Source organism: Parvibaculum indicum, assembly GCF_011762095.1.
GTDB classification, from domain to species: domain Bacteria; phylum Pseudomonadota; class Alphaproteobacteria; order Parvibaculales; family Parvibaculaceae; genus Parvibaculum; species Parvibaculum indicum.
The window spans coordinates 49,845-70,506 of record NZ_JAASQO010000012.1 but is presented as its reverse complement, the minus strand read 5'-3'; the positions used below and the strand labels follow the sequence as shown (position 1 = coordinate 70,506).

General features: G+C 62.3%; 18 protein-coding genes and 3 tRNA genes. 3 read left to right on the top strand and 18 right to left on the bottom strand.

Annotation, left to right across the window (positions count from 1 at the left end):
- The 5 genes from FHS78_RS14805 to FHS78_RS14785 all read right to left on the bottom strand — a co-directional run bounded on the left by FHS78_RS14805 (window position 1) and on the right by FHS78_RS14785 (window position 2,371).
- Window positions 1-603: an NADH-quinone oxidoreductase subunit C gene (locus FHS78_RS14805; protein ID WP_167095153.1), complete on the bottom strand. Its 603-nt coding sequence runs from the start codon at window positions 601-603 to the stop codon at window positions 1-3.
- Between the two features lie 63 nt (window positions 604-666).
- On the bottom strand, window positions 667-1,245 hold the full coding sequence (locus tag FHS78_RS14800) for a NuoB/complex I 20 kDa subunit family protein (protein WP_167095152.1): 579 nt from the start codon (window positions 1,243-1,245) through the stop codon (window positions 667-669).
- Window positions 1,242-1,607, bottom strand: a complete 366-nt coding sequence (locus FHS78_RS14795; RefSeq protein WP_167095151.1) for an NADH-quinone oxidoreductase subunit A — start codon at window positions 1,605-1,607, stop codon at window positions 1,242-1,244. The genes FHS78_RS14800 and FHS78_RS14795 overlap by 4 nt, the downstream gene beginning before the upstream one ends.
- A 289-nt stretch (window positions 1,608-1,896) precedes the next feature.
- A tRNA-Asp gene (locus FHS78_RS14790) sits at window positions 1,897-1,973 on the bottom strand.
- Between the two features lie 322 nt (window positions 1,974-2,295).
- Window positions 2,296-2,371, bottom strand: a tRNA-Val gene (locus FHS78_RS14785).
- 172 nt (window positions 2,372-2,543) lie between these two features.
- Between FHS78_RS14785 and FHS78_RS14780 the strand changes: the two genes are divergently transcribed.
- Window positions 2,544-3,935: an MFS transporter gene (locus tag FHS78_RS14780; RefSeq protein WP_167095150.1), complete on the top strand. Its 1,392-nt coding sequence runs from the start codon at window positions 2,544-2,546 to the stop codon at window positions 3,933-3,935.
- A gap of 74 nt (window positions 3,936-4,009) precedes the next feature.
- Here FHS78_RS14780 and FHS78_RS14775 read toward each other — a convergent pair whose 3' ends face one another.
- The 6 genes from FHS78_RS14775 to FHS78_RS14750 form a co-directional block, all read right to left on the bottom strand.
- Window positions 4,010-4,285: an HU family DNA-binding protein gene (locus FHS78_RS14775; protein ID WP_167095149.1), complete on the bottom strand. Its 276-nt coding sequence runs from the start codon at window positions 4,283-4,285 to the stop codon at window positions 4,010-4,012.
- A gap of 192 nt (window positions 4,286-4,477) precedes the next feature.
- Window positions 4,478-6,871 (bottom strand): endopeptidase La, encoded by a 2,394-nt coding sequence (gene lon, locus FHS78_RS14770; RefSeq protein WP_246220532.1) that lies wholly within the window; start codon window positions 6,869-6,871, stop codon window positions 4,478-4,480.
- 317 nt (window positions 6,872-7,188) lie between these two features.
- Window positions 7,189-8,454 carry an ATP-dependent Clp protease ATP-binding subunit ClpX gene (clpX, locus tag FHS78_RS14765; RefSeq protein ID WP_167095147.1) on the bottom strand — a complete coding sequence of 422 codons (1,266 nt, stop codon included), beginning with the start codon at window positions 8,452-8,454 and terminating at the stop codon, window positions 7,189-7,191.
- A 285-nt stretch (window positions 8,455-8,739) separates the two neighbouring features.
- Window positions 8,740-9,387 (bottom strand): ATP-dependent Clp protease proteolytic subunit, encoded by a 648-nt coding sequence (locus FHS78_RS14760; protein WP_167095146.1) that lies wholly within the window; start codon window positions 9,385-9,387, stop codon window positions 8,740-8,742.
- 335 nt (window positions 9,388-9,722) lie between these two features.
- The gene (locus tag FHS78_RS14755) at window positions 9,723-10,853 is read right to left on the bottom strand and encodes a type III PLP-dependent enzyme (protein ID WP_167095243.1); all 1,131 of its coding nucleotides are present in this window, start codon (window positions 10,851-10,853) and stop codon (window positions 9,723-9,725) included.
- Window positions 10,854-11,231: 378 nt separating this feature from the next.
- Window positions 11,232-12,521: a hypothetical protein gene (locus tag FHS78_RS14750; protein WP_167095145.1), complete on the bottom strand. Its 1,290-nt coding sequence runs from the start codon at window positions 12,519-12,521 to the stop codon at window positions 11,232-11,234.
- A 219-nt stretch (window positions 12,522-12,740) separates the two neighbouring features.
- Here FHS78_RS14750 and FHS78_RS14745 point away from each other — a divergent pair, with 219 nt between their 5' ends.
- Window positions 12,741-13,571: an aldo/keto reductase gene (locus FHS78_RS14745; RefSeq protein WP_167095144.1), complete on the top strand. Its 831-nt coding sequence runs from the start codon at window positions 12,741-12,743 to the stop codon at window positions 13,569-13,571.
- A 7-nt stretch (window positions 13,572-13,578) separates the two neighbouring features.
- On the opposite strand, the gene FHS78_RS14740 is transcribed toward FHS78_RS14745, so the two are convergent.
- The 6 genes from FHS78_RS14740 to FHS78_RS14715 all read right to left on the bottom strand — a co-directional run bounded on the left by FHS78_RS14740 (window position 13,579) and on the right by FHS78_RS14715 (window position 19,256).
- Window positions 13,579-14,046: a DUF2269 family protein gene (locus FHS78_RS14740; protein ID WP_167095143.1), complete on the bottom strand. Its 468-nt coding sequence runs from the start codon at window positions 14,044-14,046 to the stop codon at window positions 13,579-13,581.
- On the bottom strand, window positions 14,043-15,338 hold the full coding sequence (locus FHS78_RS14735) for an SDR family oxidoreductase (protein ID WP_167095142.1): 1,296 nt from the start codon (window positions 15,336-15,338) through the stop codon (window positions 14,043-14,045). The genes FHS78_RS14740 and FHS78_RS14735 overlap by 4 nt, the downstream gene beginning before the upstream one ends.
- 109 nt (window positions 15,339-15,447) lie before the next feature.
- Window positions 15,448-16,833: a trigger factor gene (gene tig, locus FHS78_RS14730; RefSeq protein ID WP_425500304.1), complete on the bottom strand. Its 1,386-nt coding sequence runs from the start codon at window positions 16,831-16,833 to the stop codon at window positions 15,448-15,450.
- A 37-nt stretch (window positions 16,834-16,870) separates the two neighbouring features.
- Window positions 16,871-16,955, bottom strand: a tRNA-Leu gene (locus tag FHS78_RS14725).
- 136 nt (window positions 16,956-17,091) lie between these two features.
- Window positions 17,092-18,627, bottom strand: coding sequence for an NAD(P)H-hydrate dehydratase (locus FHS78_RS14720; RefSeq protein WP_167095141.1), 1,536 nt, complete (start codon window positions 18,625-18,627; stop codon window positions 17,092-17,094).
- Between the two features lie 59 nt (window positions 18,628-18,686).
- The gene (locus FHS78_RS14715) at window positions 18,687-19,256 is read right to left on the bottom strand and encodes a histidine phosphatase family protein (RefSeq protein WP_205305331.1); all 570 of its coding nucleotides are present in this window, start codon (window positions 19,254-19,256) and stop codon (window positions 18,687-18,689) included.
- 115 nt (window positions 19,257-19,371) lie between these two features.
- On the opposite strand from FHS78_RS14715, the gene FHS78_RS14710 reads away from it, so the two are divergent.
- Window positions 19,372-19,743, top strand: coding sequence for a DUF4870 family protein (locus FHS78_RS14710; protein WP_167095140.1), 372 nt, complete (start codon window positions 19,372-19,374; stop codon window positions 19,741-19,743).
- A 254-nt stretch (window positions 19,744-19,997) separates the two neighbouring features.
- Here the strand turns inward: FHS78_RS14710 and FHS78_RS14705 are convergent, their stop codons facing one another.
- Window positions 19,998-20,654 carry a transglycosylase domain-containing protein gene (locus tag FHS78_RS14705; protein WP_167095139.1) on the bottom strand — a complete coding sequence of 219 codons (657 nt, stop codon included), beginning with the start codon at window positions 20,652-20,654 and terminating at the stop codon, window positions 19,998-20,000.
- Window positions 20,655-20,662 lie beyond the last annotated feature (8 nt).

Genomic DNA, 20,662 nt, shown 5'->3' with positions numbered 1-20,662 from the left:
TTAGTTCTCCGCCTTCTCATCGCCCGGGAGCAGATATTCGGCCCCTTCCCACGGGCTCATGAAGTCGAAGCTGCGAAATTCCTGGGTGAGCTTCACCGGCTCGTAGACGACGCGCTTCTGGTCGTCGTCGTAGCGCAGCTCGACATATCCCGTGAGCGGGAAGTCCTTGCGCAGCGGGTAACCGTTGAAACCGTAATCGGTGAGGATGCGGCGCAGGTCCGGATGATCGGAAAAGATCACGCCGTACATATCGAAGGTTTCGCGCTCGAACCAGTTGGCCGCCGGGTAGATGGAGATGGCGCTCGGCACGGCGGTGTCTTCGTCGACCTCGAGTTTCACGCGGATGCGCTGGTTCTGATGCATGGAAAGCATGTGATAGACGACATCGAATCGCCGCGCGCGCGAGGGATAGTCCACCGCGGTAATGTCGATCAGCGTCGCGAAACGGCAAGCCGGATCGTCGCGCAGGAACTTCAGAACCGGCACAATGTGCTGAGCCTGCACATCGATCGTCAGTTCGCCATAGGCCACCTGCATGCCGAGCGCGGCATCCGGCAACGCGCCGACAATATGCTCGCCCAGCTCAGTGAGACTTTCGTCCATCGGTCAGATCCCGAACTCGTTTGGCAGCGGCCGCGCGGAGATGCGCAACCGGAATGAGAAAACTCAGCGGTCGATCGCGCCCGTCCGCCTTATCTTCTTCTGAAGAGCAAGAATTCCGTAGAGAAGCGCCTCCGCGGTCGGCGGGCACCCCGGCACATAGACATCGACCGGCACCACGCGGTCGCAGCCTCGTACCACGGAATAGGAATAATGGTAATAGCCGCCGCCATTGGCACAGGAGCCCATGGAGATGACATAACGCGGCTCCGGCATCTGGTCGTAAACCTTGCGAAGCGCGGGCGCCATCTTGTTGGTCAGCGTGCCGGCGACGATCATCACGTCGGACTGGCGGGGGCTGGCGCGCGGCGCCACGCCGAAGCGCTCGACGTCGTAGCGCGGCATGGAGGTCTGCATCATCTCCACCGCGCAGCAGGCCAGACCGAAGGTCATCCACATCAGCGAGCCGGTTCGCGACCAGTTGATCAGGTCTTCCACCGTGGTGAGAACGAAGCCCTTGTCGGCCAGCTGGTCCGACATCTGTTCCAGGCTACCGCGATCCTCCGGCCAGGGCGCCTGCCCTTCTGCCGCGCTCACCACACCGGGATTGTTGGCGATTACCTTGTCCGGGTTCTCAGTACTCATTCCCACTCCAGAGCGCCTTTGCGCCATTCATAGACGAAGCCGACGGTCAGGACGCCAAGGAAAACGATCATCGACCAGAAGCCGAACAGCCCCACATCGCCGAGCGCGACGGCCCAGGGAAAGAGGAACGCCACTTCAAGGTCGAAGATGATGAAGAGAATGGCGACGAGGTAATATTTCACGTCGAACTTCATGCGCGCGTCCTCGAAGGCATCGAAGCCGCATTCATAGGCCTTGAGCTTTTCGGGGTCGGGATCGCTCGGAGCGATCAGGAACGGCGCGACGAGAAGGGCAAGACCGATGACCAGCGAGATGCCCATGAAGATGATGATGGGCAGATATTCGCTTAAGAGCTCTTGCATCCGAAAATCCTCTCTGGAAGCCCGCGCCGCTCGCTTTGGTGACAGCGCTCCTGCGCCGGGCTTCGATCTGCGGCCCGTGGATTTCGCATAAGCGAGTGAGCCGCCTGATTTGGCGCGCAGTATATCCCTCGCTATTGCAGAATCAAATGCTCACTGCAAGACGTCGACAGGAAAAAAACCTAGAAAAACCGGGAAGTTGAGGGCTGTCTTGCAGAGCTCAATTTGCGACTCTTTCGCAAATATTGCATTGCCGCAAAATGCATCCATTCGAGCCGTAATTCGGCGAGGATGGCGGGAGTGACGGGACTCGAACCCGCGGCCTCTGGCGTGACAGGCCAGCGCTCTAACCAACTGAGCTACACCCCCTCTTGCGCCTAGCGCCCTCATCAGGGTGCGCGGTTCGTAAGCCACAGGCGGTGATGTGTCAAGCGCAGGATGGCGCAAAAGCGACAAACAAATGGCAAGGGATGAAAAGCATCGACCGCCACGCTGTTTTCGCCTGAAAAGTGCGCGATTTCCGGGACGGGCTTCCCCTTGCGGCGGGGCCTGAAAATTCGTTTTGCCAGACCGATTCTCTCGACGTACGTCGCATCGCACGCCGACGCCGGAAGAGGCGATGCGGCAATATTCCAGTTGTGTCGGGAGATGCGCCGACCGGCACCGGGCATACCCGGCCGGATCGCGAAAATGGTGGGCGGTGACAGGCTCGAACTGCCGACCCTCTCGGTGTAAACGAGATGCTCTACCAACTGAGCTAACCGCCCGCTTGCGCCGCCGTTTCCTATCCGATGGAACCGGTCTTGGCAATGCGCCGTTTGTCCCTTTCAGCCCGTCACACACAAATGCGCCGAGACGCGCCTTCTGCGATTGCATTCCGCGTCCAAACCCCCATCCTCATACCGATGCCGACGTCCATGACAGCCCGGACCCTGCGCTTTGACCCGTACGATCGCTCCCTTCATTGCCCTTCTCAGCGCAACTGCCATCCTGCTTATCGGAAACGGCCTTCTCGGAACGCTGGTGCCTATTCGCGCCGGGATCGACGGCTTCGATACGCCGACCGTCGGCATCTTCGGCAGCGTCTATTTCGCCGGCTTTCTGCTGGGCTGTATCGGTACGCCCTATGTGGTGCGCCGGGCGGGCCATATCCGAAGTTTCGCAGCTCTTTGCGCGGCGGCCTCGGCGGCGCCGCTCATCCATGCGCTGTTCAACGACGCCTGGGCCTGGTCGGCGATGCGCGGGCTCACCGGCTTCTGCTTTGCCGGGCTTTATATGGTGATCGAGAGCTGGCTCAACGAACAAGCCTCCAACGAGACGCGCGGACGTCTTTTCGCCATCTATCTGGTGGTGAACCTTCTTTCGGTCACCGCGGGACAGCTTCTGCTCAACCTGTCGGACCCGGCCGCCTTCGGCCTGTTTGCGCTGTGTTCGATCCTGACTTCCCTGGCGCTCGTTCCCGTGGCGCTGACGACCTCCGTGCAGCCCGCCCCCATCCAGACCGTGTCGATCAATCTGAAGCGCCTCTATGCGCTCTCGCCGGTGGGGTTGATGGGCTCTTTCGTGATCGGTCTCACAAACGGCCCCTTCTGGACGCTGGGCCCGCTCTTCGCGTCTGAATCGGGTCTCAATACGCGCGATATTTCCTTCTTCATGACGGCCGCCATTGTGGGCGGGGCGCTCGCGCAGTTTCCCATCGGGCGCTATTCGGACCGGCTGGACCGGCGCATCGTCATCATGCTGCTTTGTATCGGCGCCGTTCTGGGCGACACCGCCCTCTTCTATGCCGGCGGGGTCGGGTCCATGGAGGCGCTGCTGGGCGCCGGTTTCGCGTTCGGCGTCTTCAGCCTCACCCTCTATTCGGTGGTCGTCGCGCATATGAACGACCATGCGCAGGAGGAGAGTTTCGTCTCCGTTTCGAGCGGCCTGCTGCTCGTCTATGCCGCCGGCGCCATCCTCGGGCCTTTGGCGGCATCGCTGGTCGCGCAGCGTTTCGGCATGTCGGCGATTTTCCTCTTCGTCGCCGCCATTCACATCGTCTATGCGCTCTTCACGCTGGCACGGATCCGGTCGCGGGCCGCCCTGAGCGAGGAGCAGCGGGGCGAGTTCGTCGCCGTCCCCTTCCCGCAAACGCAGGCGGCCGGCCCCGAGCTGGACCCGCGTTTCGACGAAGACGCTTCACACGCGGCCGAGGGAGAGGTCCTGGAAGGCGCCAGCGTTCAGCAGGGCGTGGCGGTGTCTTCCGAGGATTTCGAGATGGAACAAGCGTCCGCCGGGCCGGAAGAGCGCCCCGGCACCACAACCGGGCCGTCGCCCGACAAGCCGTCCTGACGCCCCTTTCAAACACATAGACCGGCACGCCCCTTTCGGAGCGGCCGGTCCAATGCGTCGGCAAGCGTCTGTTGTCAGACGTTGACGGCGTCTTTCAGGCCTTTACCCGCCTTGAATTTCGGCTGCTTGGATGCCGGAATCTGGATGGCTTCACCCGTGCGCGGATTGCGGCCTTCCGTGGCTGCGCGCTGCGACACGTTGAACGTTCCGAAGCCAACGAGGCGGACTTCCTCTCCCTTTTTCAGGGAGTCGGTAATGATGTCGAAAACGTAATCGACAGCCTTGGTCGCATCGGCCTTGGACAGGCCGCTGCGGTCCGCCACTTCTGCAATGAGATCGTTCTTGTTCACTTTTGGCCCCTCTGGATGAGCGAGGGAATCGCGATTCCCTTCAGGAATTCAGAGTCTACCCGCCCGGTCAGAAGGCGGTCAAAACAAAAAACGTAGGAATTCTGCGGAAAATTAGATATTCGCACATGCAAAAACGGGGGCCTTGCGGCCCCCGTTTACAGTTTCGTGTCAGTAGCTTGCGCCGGTTTCGGCCTAGTGAGCCGTTACGTTACCGGTCGCGCCGGGCTGACGGGCCGCGGCGGCCTGCTCGGCCGCATAGGCATCCTCATCCCATTCGATGGGCTCCGGCATACGGGTCAGAGCCCGGGCCAGCGCCTCGTCGATATTGTCCACCGGCACGATTTCCAGCGCGTTTTTCACGTTGTCGGGAATATCGGCCAGGTCCTTGGCGTTCTCCTGCGGGATCAGCACCGTCTTGATGCCGCCGCGCAGCGCCGCGAGGAGCTTCTCCTTCAAGCCCCCGATCGGCAGGACGCGGCCGCGCAGCGTGATCTCGCCCGTCATCGCCACGTCCTTGCGGACGGGGATGCCGGTCATGATCGAGACGATGGCCGTGGTCATCGCCACACCCGCCGACGGACCGTCCTTCGGGGTCGCCCCTTCCGGCACATGGACGTGAATGTCCTTGCGGTCGAAAAGCGGCGGCTCGATGCCGAATCGGGTCGCCCGGGCACGCACGAAGGAGCTTGCCGCGGAGATCGATTCCTTCATGACGTCGCGCAGATTGCCCGTCACGGTCATCTTGCCCTTGCCGGGCATCATGACGCCTTCGATCGTCAGCAATTCGCCGCCGACCTCGGTCCAGGCCAGGCCCGTCACGATACCGACCTGATCTTCGCCCTCGGCCTCGCCATAGCGATATTTGGGCACGCCCGCATAGTCCTCGATGTTCTCCCTGGTGAGGTCGACGGACTTCTTGTCGGAGGTGAGGATTTCCTTCACCGCCTTGCGGGCGAGATTGTTGATCTCGCGTTCGAGGTTACGGACACCCGCCTCGCGCGTGTAGACGCGGATCAGGTGACGCAGGGCATCGTCGTCGATGGACCACTCGCCCTTGCGCAGGCCGTGGCTTTCGACCGCCTTGTCGATGAGGTGACGGCGCGCGATCTCCACCTTCTCATCCTCGGTGTAGCCGGCGATCCGGATGATCTCCATACGGTCGAGCAGCGGGCCCGGGATGTTCAGCGTGTTGGCCGTCGTCACGAACATGATGTCGGACAGGTCGTAATCGACTTCGAGATAGTGGTCCGCGAAGGTGCCGTTCTGTTCCGGGTCGAGCACTTCCAGCAGCGCCGAAGACGGATCGCCTCGGAAATCCGCGCCCATCTTGTCGATCTCGTCGAGCAGGAAGAGCGGGTTGGTGTGCTTCACCTTCTTCATCGACTGGATGACCTTGCCGGGCATGGAGCCGATATAGGTACGCCGGTGACCGCGGATCTCCGCTTCGTCGCGCACGCCGCCCAGCGACATGCGCACGAATTCGCGGCCCGTGGCGCGGGCGATCGACTTGCCGAGCGAGGTCTTGCCGACGCCGGGCGGGCCGACGAGGCAGAGGATCGGGCCCTTCAGCTTGTTGGACCGCTGCTGAACGGCGAGATATTCGACGATCCGCTCCTTGACCTTTTCCAGGCCGAAGTGATCCGTATCCAGAATTTCCTGCGCGGCGTTCAGATCCTTTTTCACCCGGGCCTTTTTCTTCCACGGGATCGACAGCATCCAGTCGAGATAGTTGCGCACCACCGTCGCTTCGGCCGACATGGGGCTCATCTGCTTGAGCTTCTTCAGCTCCGCTCCGGCCTTCTCACGCGCTTCCTTGGAGAGCTTGGTCTTTTCGATCCGCTCTTCCAGCTCGCGCAGCTCGTCCTTGCCGTCGTCGCTGTCGCCGAGTTCCTTCTGAATGGCCTTGAGCTGCTCGTTCAGATAGTACTCGCGCTGCGTCTTCTCCATCTGGCGCTTCACGCGGCTGCGGATACGCTTTTCCACCTGCAGCACGCTGATCTCGCCTTCCATCAGCGAGTAGACGCGCTCCAGCCGCGAGGTCACGGAGGGCATCTCGAGAAGCTCCTGCTTCTCGGGCAGCTTGATGTTGATGTGGCTGGCGATGGTGTCGGCGAGCTTGGCGGAATCGTCGATCTGGCCGATCGAGGCCGTCACCTCCGGCGGCACCTTCTTGTTGAGCTTCACATAGCTCTCGAACTGGGTGACGACGGACCGCGCCAGACCTTCAAGCTGCTCGTCATCCTCGGCTTCCTCGCCGATGACTTCGATCTCGGCCTCGAAGAACTCCTCATTGCCGGTGTAGCGCTTCACGCGGGCGCGCTTCACGCCCTCGACCAGCACCTTCACGGTGTTGTCGGGCAGCTTCAGCAACTGGAGCACGGTGCCGACGGCGCCGACTTCATAAATTTCATCCGTGGCAGGATTATCGTCCGCCGCGTTCTTCTGGGCGACCAGAAGAATCTGCTTGTCGTCCTGCATCACATTTTCAAGCGCGCGCACCGACTTTTCGCGTCCGACGAAGAGGGGCACGATCATGTGCGGGAACACGACGATATCGCGAAGCGGGAGAACCGGCAGCGTCAGCATATCGCCGCCCCCCGCGCCGCCTGCGGAACCTTCAGACTTTTCAACTTCGTCAGACATGCTCATACCTTCCATTACCGCCCGCAGCCTGGAGACTAGCATTCCCAATATGAACGAATGCTGATCGCCACCATCAAGGGTCCAGCTTACCCGGATTCGGATAGCCGTCAGAGCGATCGCTTTCTCGGGAAGGCGTTCCGGCCGGATGGCGGACGCCGCTCAGACCCTGATACCGCAGGACTTTACTCTGTTAATAAAGAAATGGCCTCGAAAGCGCTCGCTTTCAAGGCCATCCCGATATTCCGAAAAATCCTTGCCGATCAGGCGCTTGTCTCAACGTCATCCTGCCGTTCGGCATAGATGTAGAGGGGACGAGCCTTGCCCTCGACCACTTCATGGCCGATGACGACCTCTTCGACGCCCTCAAGCGCGGGCAATTCGAACATGGTGTCGAGCAGGATCGCTTCCAGGATGGACCGCAGACCACGCGCGCCGGTCTTGCGCTCGATGGCCTTGCGGGCAATCGCCCGCAGCGCTTCCTCGGAGAAGGTGAGCTTCACATTCTCCATATCGAAGAGACGCTCATACTGCTTCACGAGCGCGTTCTTCGGCGCGGTCAGGATCTGGATCAGCGCATCCTCGTCGAGGTCTTCCAGCGTCGCCAGAACCGGGACACGGCCGACGAATTCGGGAATCAGGCCGAATTTCAGCAGGTCTTCCGGCTCAAGCTCCTTGAGAAGCTCCCCGACCTTGCGCTCTTCCGGCGAGGACACATTGGCCGCGAAGCCGATGCCCTGCCCCTTGCCGCGCCCGGCAATGATCTTGTCGAGACCCGCAAAGGCGCCGCCGCAGATGAACAGGATGTTCGTCGTATCGACCTGCAGGAATTCCTGCTGCGGGTGCTTGCGGCCGCCCTGGGGCGGCACGGAGGCGACCGTGCCTTCCATGATCTTCAGCAGCGCCTGCTGCACGCCTTCGCCCGACACGTCCCGCGTTATGGACGGGTTGTCGGATTTGCGGCTGATCTTGTCGACCTCGTCGATATAGACGATGCCCCGCTGGGCCCGCTCGACATTGTAGTCGGCCGACTGCAGCAGCTTCAGGATGATGTTTTCCACATCCTCGCCGACATAACCGGCTTCGGTCAGCGTCGTCGCATCCGCCATGGTGAAGGGCACATCGAGGATGCGCGCCAGCGTCTGGGCCAGAAGCGTCTTGCCGCAGCCCGTGGGACCGATCAGCAGGATATTCGATTTGGCCAGTTCGACGTCGTTGTTCTTGGCGGCGTGGTTCAGGCGCTTGTAGTGATTGTGAACCGCCACAGACAGCACGCGCTTGGCGTGTGCCTGGCCGATCACGTAATCGTCCAGCACCTCGTTGATTTCCTGCGGCGAAGGCACGCCATCCCTGGATTTCACCAGCGAGGATTTGTTCTCCTCGCGAATGATGTCCATGCAAAGCTCGACGCACTCGTCGCAAATGAAAACGGTCGGCCCCGCAATAAGCTTCCTGACCTCGTGCTGGCTCTTGCCGCAAAAGGAACAGTACAGCGTGTTCTTGGAGTCGCCGCCGCTAACCTTGCTCATAGAAACTCCTTAGGCAGTTACCCGCAGGACGGGCCGAATGTTCATTCCCATGCACCAACCGTGCCTGTCCTGCGATGCGGGATCAAGTGACCGCGCTTTTTCCTACGCGCGGCGCCGCAAATCGGATCGGATCCCGTCACCTGTCCGACATACGAGCATGTTACCCAATGCCGGATCAACATTTCATTACGATGGATCAATTGCCCCGGGATTGAGCAAAAGGCCCCGATTCGGGGCATTCCGGGCTCCCGCAAACACCGGGTCCGGAGTGCCCCTCACCATGGATTACTCCGACTTGTCTTCCGAGGGGGACGGCTCTTCGGAGGGGCCGCGCGCCACGCCGACATGGTCGATCAGGCCGAATTCCTTGGCCCTTTCGGGGGTCATGAAGTTATCGCGTTCCAGCGCATCCTCGACCGCCTTCAGCGACTGGCCGGTGTGATTCACATAGATCTGGTTGAGTCGCTCGCGAATGGCGAGGGTTTCGCGCGCGTGAATCTCGATATCGGTGGCCTGGCCCTGAAAGCCGCCGGAGGGCTGGTGCACCATAATCCGGGCGTTGGGCAGCGCGAAGCGCATGCCCTTTTCACCGGCGGCCAGCAGCAGCGAGCCCATGGAGGCGGCCTGGCCCATGCACACGGTCGAAACCGGCGGGCGGATATGCTGCATGGTGTCGTAGATCGACAGGCCACTCGTCACCACGCCGCCGGGCGAGTTGATGTACATCGAGATTTCTTTTTTGGGGTTTTCCGCCTCAAGGAAAAGGAGCTGCGCGGTAATCAGCGTGGCCATGCCGTCTTCCACGGGGCCGGCCACGAAAATGATCCGCTCCTTCAGCAAGCGCGAAAAGATGTCGTAGGCGCGTTCGCCCCGATTGGTCTGCTCGACCACCATCGGCACGAGGTTCATGTACATATCGAGCGGGTCTTTCATGGTCACTCCTGAGCGTCGGCTCTCTTGAGTATCTTCGGGCTTGGGTCCGGCATGGAGCGGCTGCGGGCCGGGGCCTCCCAGCCCCTTCGCTCCATCCCCGCGCCGCAAGGCACCTGACGAATATGGCTAATGTGATTCGGTAAAGGGTCGGTTCAGAACTCTAACGCATAGACCAATATAGGGTCAGATGCCGAAGATTTCCTCCCCTCCGGCAGAAGGGTCTTATGCATTTTCCGGAACCGCCTCAGGACGGGCCGTCCGCCTCGCCCGACGCGGGGGCAGATGCCGAGCTCCGCGGCTCTTCCGGCGCTCCCGGTCTCGGGGCGCCCGCCCCCTCAGATACAGACCGCGGCCAGCGGCGGGAAGCCGTTGAAGGAGACCGCCGAATAGGTGGTGGTATAGGCGCCGGTGGACAGGATCCAGACCTTGTCGCCCGCGGCGAGCGTGGCTGGGAGACGGTAGTCGGTCTTTTCGTAGAGAATGTCCGCGCTGTCGCAGGTCGGACCGGCCAGCACGACGGGCACGGTCTCGTCGCCCTCGCGCGGGGTCAGCAAGCGGTACTTGATCGCCTCGTCCATGGTTTCGGCGAGACCGTGGAACTTGCCGGCATCGAGATAGACCCATCGTCGGTCGTCCTCTCCCCCTTTCGAGGAGACGAGCACCACCTCCGACTGGATGACGCCGGCATCGCCCACCACGCCGCGCCCCGGCTCCAGGATCACGTCGGGCCGCCGGTCGCCGAAGTGACGTGCGAGCGCCTCGCGGATCGCCGCGCCATAGGCGCGGATCGAGGGCACGTCGGCGCGATAGCGCGAGGGAAAACCGCCGCCCATATTGACGAGGCGCAGGGTCACGCCCCGCTCCGCCAGACGGCGGAAGAGCGACGCGGAAAGCGCCAGCGCACGGTCGTATTGCGTGAGGTCGGTCTGCTGGGAGCCGACATGAAAGGAAACGCCATAGGCGTCGAGGCCCATCTCGTTTGCCCGGGTGAGCAGGTCCACCGCCATATCGGGCTCGCAGCCGAATTTGCGGGAGAGCGGCCATTCGGCGCCCTCGCATTCCATCAGGACACGGCAATAGACCTTCGAGCCGGGCGCGGAACGGGCGATCTTCTCCAGTTCCTCGATGCTGTCATAGGCGAACATGCGCACGCCCAGCTCATAGGCGGCGGCAATGTCGCGCTCCTTCTTGATCGTGTTGCCGAAGGAAATCCGGTCCGGGGAAATGCGATGCGCCAGGCAAAGTTCGATCTCGCCCATGCTCGCCGTGTCGAAGCAGGCGCCGCGCTTTGCCAGCCGGTCGACGATCTCGTCGGCGGGGTTCGCCTTCACCGCATAGAAGATGCGCGCTTCCGGCACCGCCTCGGCCAGCTCCCCGAAATTATGTTCGACGATATCGACATCCACCACCAGGCAGGGCGAGGGCAAATCGGCGGTCGCAAGGTAACGGGCGATCTTGGGCGGCATACCGCCGCGCTCTTCCGGCAGCTCCGGCGCGCTGGGCACCAGATAGAGCTGGGGCTTGCGCCGGATGCGGCGCTTCGGGGTCTGGTTGTTGCGGGAAGAGATGCGGGAACGGGCACTCCGGCCCTGCTCGGAAGCGAACATCGTAAACACCCTTTTTCAGACCCGGTCATTTTTCCGTTACGACCGGCGTGATCCAAAAAAGACGTTTAACGTCGTTGCATAAACCAACTAGGGGCCAGCGGCACGTGCGTGTGCGTCTTGTGAGGCGCGGAAATAAGGCTTCCCGGGCCGCGACGCAACCGGTTTTTGGGGTCGTGCCGAAAAAAATTTTCAGCCGGCCCATCCCCTTCGCGCCGGGCGCACCGGGCCCTTGCGGAGCTAGAGATCCGGCGTGTCGCCCGCCCCCTCCGAGGCCATACGCTCGAACTGCGCCAGCGCATCGGCGCGGACGACGTTCCGGCTTCGCTTCCACGCATCCCGATAGATCATGGCGTGATTCATGACACCGACCTCCATGCGGTCGGTCATGTTGTTCTTCGGGTTCCAGAATTCGATGTCGACCGTGGAACCGCAATCGGGGTGAACGTCCTCGATCAGCTTCTTGTGGATCGTGATCTCCGGACTATCGGGTATCTGATAGTTGATCTCCTGCAGGTTGCTCTTCGCGCATCGGGCCAGAAAACGAGTGGCATTCGGTGGAGCCACGACATTCCCCGCCGTGTCATAGACGCGCATTTCGCTTGAAGTCATGCCCGCGGAGGGGCCGTATTTCTTCTGAAGCGCGCCGCGCATGGCGGCGACATCGACCCCCTCGCCCTTCGGATAGGCGACCTTGCGATGGACATAGAGAACCTGCCGCCCGGCGGGCGCGACCGGCGAGGCGCCCTTGCCCGCTTCCTGCGTTTCCAGGACCAGCAGAATGGCGTCCGGATAGGTGCGGTCTTTTCCCGACGGCCATGGCTCCCCTTTCGCGAAGGCAAAGGCTTCCTGCGACCAGTCATCCGCAATTCTCGTCGATTTGCCGCCCTCGTCCGGCGGAAGCAGGACGTAGCCGGCGTCGGTCAGGATGCTCCGGGCTTCATCGAAAGTGTGACCGGGACGCACGCCCAGAACGTCGAGACTATCGGGTATGACCGTCATCTCCCCGGCCCGGAGCGGACGATAACCGCCATAGAGCGCGTACTCCACTTCCAGCGTGTCGGAAGCGAGATGGAAGACGAGTTGGGTTCCGCCTTCGCCCTCCTGCCTCCTGAAATCGATTTGGGGATCGGACGGGCAAAGCGACGTCACCATGCCCGTCTTGACGATGGCCTTTGCCGTGCCGTCGGGCGCCACCTTCAGATAATAGGTGCAGCGCGCATCGGGCCTTGGATTGGAGACGTCTGCCGGAACGACCCGGAACGGTTCCGGCAGCGTCAGGCGGCCTTCGCGCACGGCCGTGTAGAAAGCCGGTGCACCGCGTGTCTGAAATTCCAGCTCGCCATAGCCGTCGCTGATCCTGAGCTGCGCCTCGGCCACCCAGCTCGGCCGCTTGAAACCGAAAGACCCGCCCCAATAGCCGTCGAAATCCGATGTGGCAGAGTCGGATGCCGGAGCGGGCGAAAGCCCCAACAGAAGACAATTCGCAATCGTCAGACAAGCAATCGCAATCGAGCGCGCGGACATCATCCCGAAGCCCCTCCAGTCAGCCGAAGACAAGATATGGTGAATATTATCTTTCAACAGGCACAGCGACGGCGGCAAGTGCAAATATCGTCCGCTTCCCGTTCAGGACGGCTTCGATAAAAGAAGCGTGGCCGGATCGGCACGCGAACGGGTGGTACTCCGGCACATCGTCGCCATATCGACTGAAGGCGAACTCCGAAATGCGAGACGAAAGGTGTCGAGATGAAAATTGTGGAAGCGAATGGCGCGAAAATCCCGGCCATTGGGCTGGGCACCTTCCAGCTCAGGGACGAGGACGCCACCGAAGCCGTAAAGCATGCGCTCGGGATCGGCTATCGGCACATCGATACCGCGCAGATGTACGGCAATGAGGATGCGGTCGGCAAAGGCATCGCCGCCGCGCCCGTTGCCCGGGAAGAGGTGTTCCTGACCACCAAGATCTGGCCGGACAATTTCGGCCATGGCGATCTGATCGCCGCAGCGAAGGAAAGCATCGCCCGGCTGAAGACCGATTATGTCGACCTGTTGCTGCTGCACTGGCCGAGCAAGACCATCCCCCTCAAGGAAACCATGGTGGCGCTCAACGAGGTCCAGACCGCGGGGCTTGCCAGACATATCGGCATCAGCAATTTCACAACCCCGCTGATCGAGGAAGCGACCTCCCTAACCTCGGTGCCGCTGGCGGTCGACCAGGTGGAGTACCACCCCTATCTGTCGCAGGAGAAAGTGCTGGGCGCGCTGCGCGCGCATGGCATGGCGCTCACGGCCTATGCGCCGCTGGCCCACGCCAAGGTCTCCGACGACAAGGTCATGGGGGAAATCGCCAGGGCACATGGCAAGACGCCGGGCCAGATCGCGCTGCGCTGGCTCGTGCAGCAGGACGGGGTGGTCGCCATTCCCAAAAGCGGCAATCCGGAACGCCAGAAGCAGAATATCGAAATCTTCGACTTCGAGCTGTCGGATGACGAGATGGCCAGAATCTTCGCGCTGCAAACGCCCGAGGGCCGGATCATCGATCCCGCCGGCGTCGCACCGGAATGGGATACGGCGTGACGCACGCTCAGATAGCGGGCTTGGTAAGCATGAGCCAGACAATCGCAAGGACTGCGAAAAAGGCGGGAAAGCCGAAGGCGAACCACACCCTGTAGAGCTTGTGGTAGGCGGCAGGCAGTTCTTCCCCTGCATCGCGCGCGGCGACGGCGAGGTTGCGCATCCGGACCTGCATCCAGACAACAGGCAGCCAGAACGCGCCGACCACGACATAAAGGCCGAGAGACACGGCAACCCAGCCGCCGAGCAAGGGCCAACCGACCTCCCGCGCAAGAAGGTAACCGGTAATCGGCTGGGCAATGGCCGCCGTCGCCGTGAAAACGGTGTCCGCCAGAACGACGATACCCGCCACATGCGCCACGAGCGCAGGATCGCGGCTGCGGTTCGAGACGACCATAAAGAAGGCGATGCCGGCCCCCGTTCCGAGCAGAACGGTCGCACCGAGTACATGCAGAAAACGGAGAAGCTCGTAGGTCATCGTTCATTCGCCAGACCGAGCGCCACAAGCGCAAGACCGGTACCCGGAAGGACTTTCACGAACGGCCCTGCCGGATCCGCCCACAAATCCGGCGCCACAAGCGTACCGCCGATGAGATAGGCCACGGACAGGAGGATCATGCCAAGGCAGGCATGACGGGTCCATGGTCGCCACAACAGAGCAGCGCCCAGCGCCATATCGGCCAGGGCGCCACCGACAATGACGGTACTCGCCGCGGCGCCGACGACGCCATGCTCGACCAATAAGCGTTGCGCAGCGTCGAACCCGATCAATGCGACGATGCCCGAACTTAGCCAGAAAAACGACAGCAGCGCGATAATGATCGGGAACATCAGATAAGCTCGCGCGAACCATCTTTCCTGAAGCGTGGACGGTAAGGTTGCAAGGCTGTCTTCCAGCGAGCGGCAAGCGCTCCCGCCTGCGGCTTCCCATGTGGCGGGATTTCCGCGAACGCCTCCCTGCAATGCATGGATTGCATTGCTGCGCAGCGGCGAACGCCACCCCAGCCAGCCAAGCCCGTCTGCCACTCGCGAAAGGAACCACAAGCCGGCGACCGGTATGGGCAGGCGAAAGCGTGGCGCGGGGAAACCCAGCCAACGGCGCAATGCGTCAACGGTTTCCGGCAGACTTCGGCTCCCCTTTTCCGTGATGTCGGCTATGGTGCCGGACGCCACTTCGCCCCTTGCCGAATGCACAACCGCCTGCGCGAGATCATCGACAAAGACGGTCTGAATTTGTGCGGCGGGCAGGATCGCGGGAGAAACCATCGGCAACGCGGCAGCAGCCCTCAAAAGCGCCGTCCCGCCATAGGCGGAAGGGCTTAGTACGAGCGTTGGCCGCAGGATGACCCATCGAACACCGGAGGCCTGGATCGCGGCGTCACCCCGTGCTTTCGAGCGGAAGAACTCGGTCGAGGCGTCTTCCGATACGCCCGCCGCCGATATCTGAACCAGCCGGGCAGAACTTCCTTCGAGGGCGGAAACCAGTCTCATCGCCATGGTTTCATGTATGCCGGAAAGGTCGTCTCTCGCACTTTCCTGCAGGGCACCCGCCGCGTTCACCACGACATCGACACCCCTCAGAATTTTTCGCCATTCATGCGTGTCGACCCTGGTGAGATCACGGATCAGCCATTCGGCTTGAGGGATCACCTGCCGCGCGACCCGTTCATTGCGGCCCATGCCAATGACATCGAATCCCGCTTCCGCGAGAGCTCGCATGCAGGCTGAGCCAATCAGGCCATATCCTCCAAGAACGACCGCCCGTGCCAAATCAAATCTCCCTGCCCGCTCCGCGACAATTCTATCGCGATGCCGTTCCGAAAAACAAAAAGCCCGGAGCTATCGCTCCGGGCTTTCGACGTTCCGAGAACCGAAATCCTCAGTGATCGTGGTCGTGGTCATGATCGTGGTTGTGGCCGGGGACGTCCGCGTCGGGATCCTCGAACAGCTCGTCCTTCGACACCGGCTTTTCGGTGACCGTCGCCAGTTCGGAGATGTAGTCCACCACCTTGTCTTCGAAGATCGGCGCGCGAAGCTCCTGAACGGCCTGCGGGTTCTGCTGGTAGAACTCATAGAGCTGGCGTTCCTGCCCCGGGAACTGGCGGGCGCGCTCGGAGAGCGCCTGGCTCAGTTCCTGCTCGGTCACGGAGATCGAGTTCTTTTCGCCGACTTCGGCCAGCACGAGACCGAGGCGCACGCGGCGCTCGGCGATCTTGTTGTATTCCTCGCGGACCTTCTCTTCCGGCTCGTCCATATCGGCGACCGTCTTGTTCTGGTGCTCCAGCTCATGCTCGAGCTGATGCCAGATCGCGTCGAATTCCTGCTGGACCATGGCCGGCGGCAGCTCGAACTCGTGCAGCTCGTCGAGCTTGTCCAGCATGGCGCGCTTCAGGTGCTGATGCGACATGCGGTCGAAGTCCGACTTGATCTGCTCGGTGAGGATTTCCTTCAGCTTTTCGAGATCGTCGAGGCCGAAGCGCTTGGCGAACTCGTCGTCGATCGTGACCTCGGCGGGCGCCTTCACTTCCTGCACGTTCACCTCGAAGACGGCATCCTTGCCGGCCAGGTGCTCCGCGCCGTAATCGGCCGGGAAAGTGACCTTCACGTCAACCGCATCGCCGGCCTTGGCACCGACGAGCTGTTCCTCGAAACCGGGAATGAACTGACCGGCGCCAAGCTCGATCGCAGCGCCCTCGGCGGACCCGCCCTCGAAGGCTTCGCCGTCGATCTTGCCAATGAAATCGATGATGAGCTGGTCGCCATTCTCGGCGGCTTCGCCTTCGGCGCGCGCCTCGAAATTCTTCTGGTTTTCGGCGAGGCGCTTGAGCGAATCCTGCACCTCTTCATCGGTGACTTCCGCGACCGGCTTCTCGATGGAGATCGTGGAGAAGTCCGCAAGCTCGATGGCCGGGACGATTTCGAAGGTCATCTTGTAGGCAAGGTCGGCATTGCCTTCCATCACCTGCTCGACTTCGCCTTCCAGGTCGATATTGGGCTGATAGGCCGGGCGCAGCTCCTGTTCCTCAAGAGCCTTCTGCGAGCTTTCGCTCACCGTCTCCTGGATCACTTCGCTCATGACCTGCTTGCCGAAGGTCTTGCGCAGATGGCTCATCGGCACCTTGCCGGGGCGGAAGCCCTTCAGGCGAACCTGGTTCTTGAGCTCCTCGAGCTTCGAGCTCAGCTTTCCTTCCAGCTCGCCAGCCGGGACTTCGATCTTCAGTTCGCGCTTCAAACCGTCGGCGTTCGTTACAGTGACCTGCATCATCCAATCCGTTTCGTCTCAAAGAGGGGGAGCCTGTCAGTGGTGCGGGCGGAGGGAGTTGAACCCCCACGCCTTGCGGCACTGGAACCTAAATCCAGCGCGTCTACCAATTCCGCCACGCCCGCAAGGCCCGTCGGCGGCAGTCCCAAACCGGACAGCCACTCCCGAAAATTGGCGCCCTCTATATCAAGGGGATGGGGGGATTGCCAGCAAAAGCCGTCGTTTCCCGGGGAAAGGGTCGGAGACGCCGATTTCGGGCGCTCAGGACAGGGTTTCCAGCAGTTCCCGGCGCACGGCGGGCAGCATTTCGGGCAAGTCCTCGGCGATGAGACCGGGGCCGAAATGGTGGCCCGCCTCGCCATGAAGCCAGACGCCCGCGGCGGCGGCCTCGAAAGGCGGCATGCCCTGCGCCATGAGACCCAGAATGATGCCGCCCAGCACATCGCCCGAGCCCGCCGTGGCCAGTTCCGGCCCGGCATTGGCATTCACGGCAAGTTTGCCGTCCGGCGAGGCAATGACGGTATCGGGGCCCTTGAGGACGATGACGGCGCCGGCCTGCTCGGCGGCCAGGCGCGCCCGGACGAGCTTTCCCTTCTCCCCGGCATTCGCGGTGGAGAGGTCCGGGAAGATGCGGGCGAACTCGCCCTCATGCGGCGTCAGCACGGTGGGACCGGCAAAATAGCCGCGAATGGCGACAAAGAGATCGCGGGGAATTTCGGCGAAGGATGTCAGCGCATCGGCGTCCAGCACCATGGCGGCGCCCGAAAGAAGCGCGGCCAGCACGCATTCGCGCGTCGCGCTGCCGACACCCGCGCCCGGCCCGATGAGGCAGGCATTCTTGCGCTTGTCTTCCAGAATGGCGGTCAGCCCGTCCGGCCCCTTGAAGGGGGCCAGCATGATGGCGGTGAGATGGGCGGCGTTGACGGCCAGCGCATCGGGCGGCGTGGCGACGGTGACAAGCCCCGACCCCGCCCTGAGCGCGCCGCGCGCGGCAAGGCGCGCAGCCCCGGTATGGGCCGCATCGCCCGACAGCACCACCGCGTGGCCATGATCGTATTTGTGAAGCGCGATGGAAGGCCGCGGATAGGCGGGCCACCAGAGGCCAGGCGTGTTGTCGAAGCGGCGCGGGGCGATTTCGTCCAGCACCTTGTCCTCGATGCCGATATCGACGACATGCACCTCGCCGCAATGCGCGCGCCCCGGCAGCAGCCTGTGTCCCGGCTTTGCCCGGAAGAAGGTGACGGTGTGCGCCGCCCTGAACGCCGCACCGCGCACGAGGCCGGTATCCCCGTCGATCCCGCTCGGCACATCGACGGCGAGGACCGGAATGCCCTCCTCCGTGACATGACGGACGATATCTGCGGGCGTCCCTTCCACGTCGCGGGAGAGACCGGCGCCGAAGATCGCGTCGATGACGAGCGATGCGCTTTTCGCCGCGTCGGCGGTCAGGGGATAGACCGGGCCTGCCCAGCGATGCGCGGCCTCGGCGGCGTCGCCCTTGAGGCTTTCCCGCGCGCCCATGAGGAAGACGGTAACCTGCCAGCCCCAGTCGCGCAGCAGACGGGCGGCGATGAAGCCGTCGCCGCCATTGTTGCCCGGCCCGCAGAGAACCGAAACCGGCGCCTTCTCGAAATGGGCCACCGCCGCTTCCGCCACGCCGCGACCGGCATTCTCCATAAGGACGATGCCGGGCTTGCCGCCCTCTATGGTGAGGCGGTCGGCACGGCCCATCTCCTCGACCGTGAGGAGCGCGGCGGGCGTCTTTGCCGGGGCGTGGGGAATCAATGAAGTGGCCATGCGCCCATCATAGCCGGGCGATTGTGGCGGCCAATTGGCGAATTGCCGAAGGCGGGCGATCAATTCACCTTCGTAACGCCTTCGCGGCCTTTCTCGATCAGCCGCAACGCACCGCCGCCCGTCTCGAAGACGGTGACGGAGCAATTGTCCGGCCGGAACGTGACCAGGCGGTCGTCATCCGTGGCGATGCCCGCCGCCACGTTGATCGCGATGAAATGGGAAAAGATCACCGTATCGCCCGGCAGTTCCAGCAGCGCGTCGGCGACGCCCTGCCGCCAGGCCGGAAGATCGACCTTGCCGGCGCCCGCCACGGCCTCGGTCCAGGTACCGGCCATGATCTTGCGCAACCACTCGCCGCGGGATTCGAGATCGTCGATGGGGGACGGGATTTCGGCGACGCGCGGTTCCACTGCCGGTTCACGGTTCCAGCGTCCGGCCAGCGGCATGGAGGTCTCGCGGCAGCGCTTCAGCGGCGAGGTGAGGATGGGGAGCTTGGCCCCTGCCCTGGCTTCGATTTCATCGGCCACGGCTTCGGCCTGCGACTGGCCGAGTTCGCTCAGGCCGGGATCGGCGTCGGCATTCCATCCGGCGGCGGCCTCGCCATGGCGGATCATGTAGATGATGGGCATGTCTTCCCCCGTATTCGGCGCGTTACGTTCTGTGAACCATGATGCGGCCCTTATATCGACATGACCTTGAGAGGGCACTACGCTTTCCACATTACAGGCCGTTAAGGAGGACGAGATGACCGATTCGCCTGATCCCGTACAGAGTGCCGTCACATCGACGGGCGACAATATGGACGGGCCGAAGCTCGTCTATATCCTGTATTTCATCGGCTTCGTGGTGGGTATCACCGCGATTGCAGGGCTTATCGTCGCCTATCTGAAGCGCGGCGAAGCAGGTCCGAACGCCACGACGCATTTCACGTTCCAGATCCGGACCTTCTGGATCGGGCTGCTGTTCAGCATCATCGGCGCCGTTACATCGGTGATCTTCATCGGCGTGCTGATCCTGGCCGCCACGGTTGTCTGGGCACTGATCCGGCTCATCAAGGGCTTCATGCTGGCGAGCGACGACAAGCCGATCCCCGATCCGGCAACCTGGCTCTGGTAAGAGCGAGCATTCAGCCGACCGATTCCCGTCATTGCGAGCACAAGCGAAGCAATCCAGAAGCGACAAGCTTCGCGCCGGATTGCTTCGTCGCTGTCGCTCCTCGCAATGACGAGCGATGAAAGAACTTCTCCCACTAAACGACGGTAGACACGCCTGACTTTATGCAGGGAGACCGCGTTTGCGGGGATAACATGGAAACTGTCGCTCAAGCCGCCTATCTCATCGGTGGCGGACGGGTGAGGGAAAGCAGATATCTACCGGCATCCTTCCAGCCAGACATCGCCATGATTCACAGGCGCGCACTGCGCGGCGACAAGACGTTTAATCCTTCCGACCCTGTCCTCAAGCGCCGCGTCCTCACCTCTCAAATCGTAGGTTGCAGGCGCAATAAGGACAGCGACCAGCCGTAGAAACTCATCTTCGGTAAGTTCGGCGGGAGCGCGCTTGAAGATCGCATCGCTCGCCCGATAAAAGCCAGTCATCCAGCCGTCGGGACCGCGCCCCATTTCCAGGGTATCGAGCCAGAGCGCCATGATCTGCGCCTTATCGAGCCGCTTTTCCAACCCGACGGCATAGCCGGTCTGGCGTATCTTACCGATCCCGGGACGAAACCGGTCAAAGGCCAATCGTTTCGACAGCGATTGGGTAACGGTGGTGGCGCCTGCCCCCTCGGTCGTGAAGTCTATCCCGGCGTGCTCGGCGAAAGCGGGGTCTTCAACCTCGAGCAAGAGGTTCAATCGACCGGGGCCAAGATCGCTTCCTCCCAACCCCGCTGCGATAAGCCTGTCGGCGCGTTGCCGCAGTTCATCGGCATCATGAAGCGCGTCGAAATATCCTTTCGCCCCGTACGCCACGACCAGAACAAGCAATAAGGCCCCGCCAAGCGCCAGATACCTCAATATACGAGACATGCGTATTC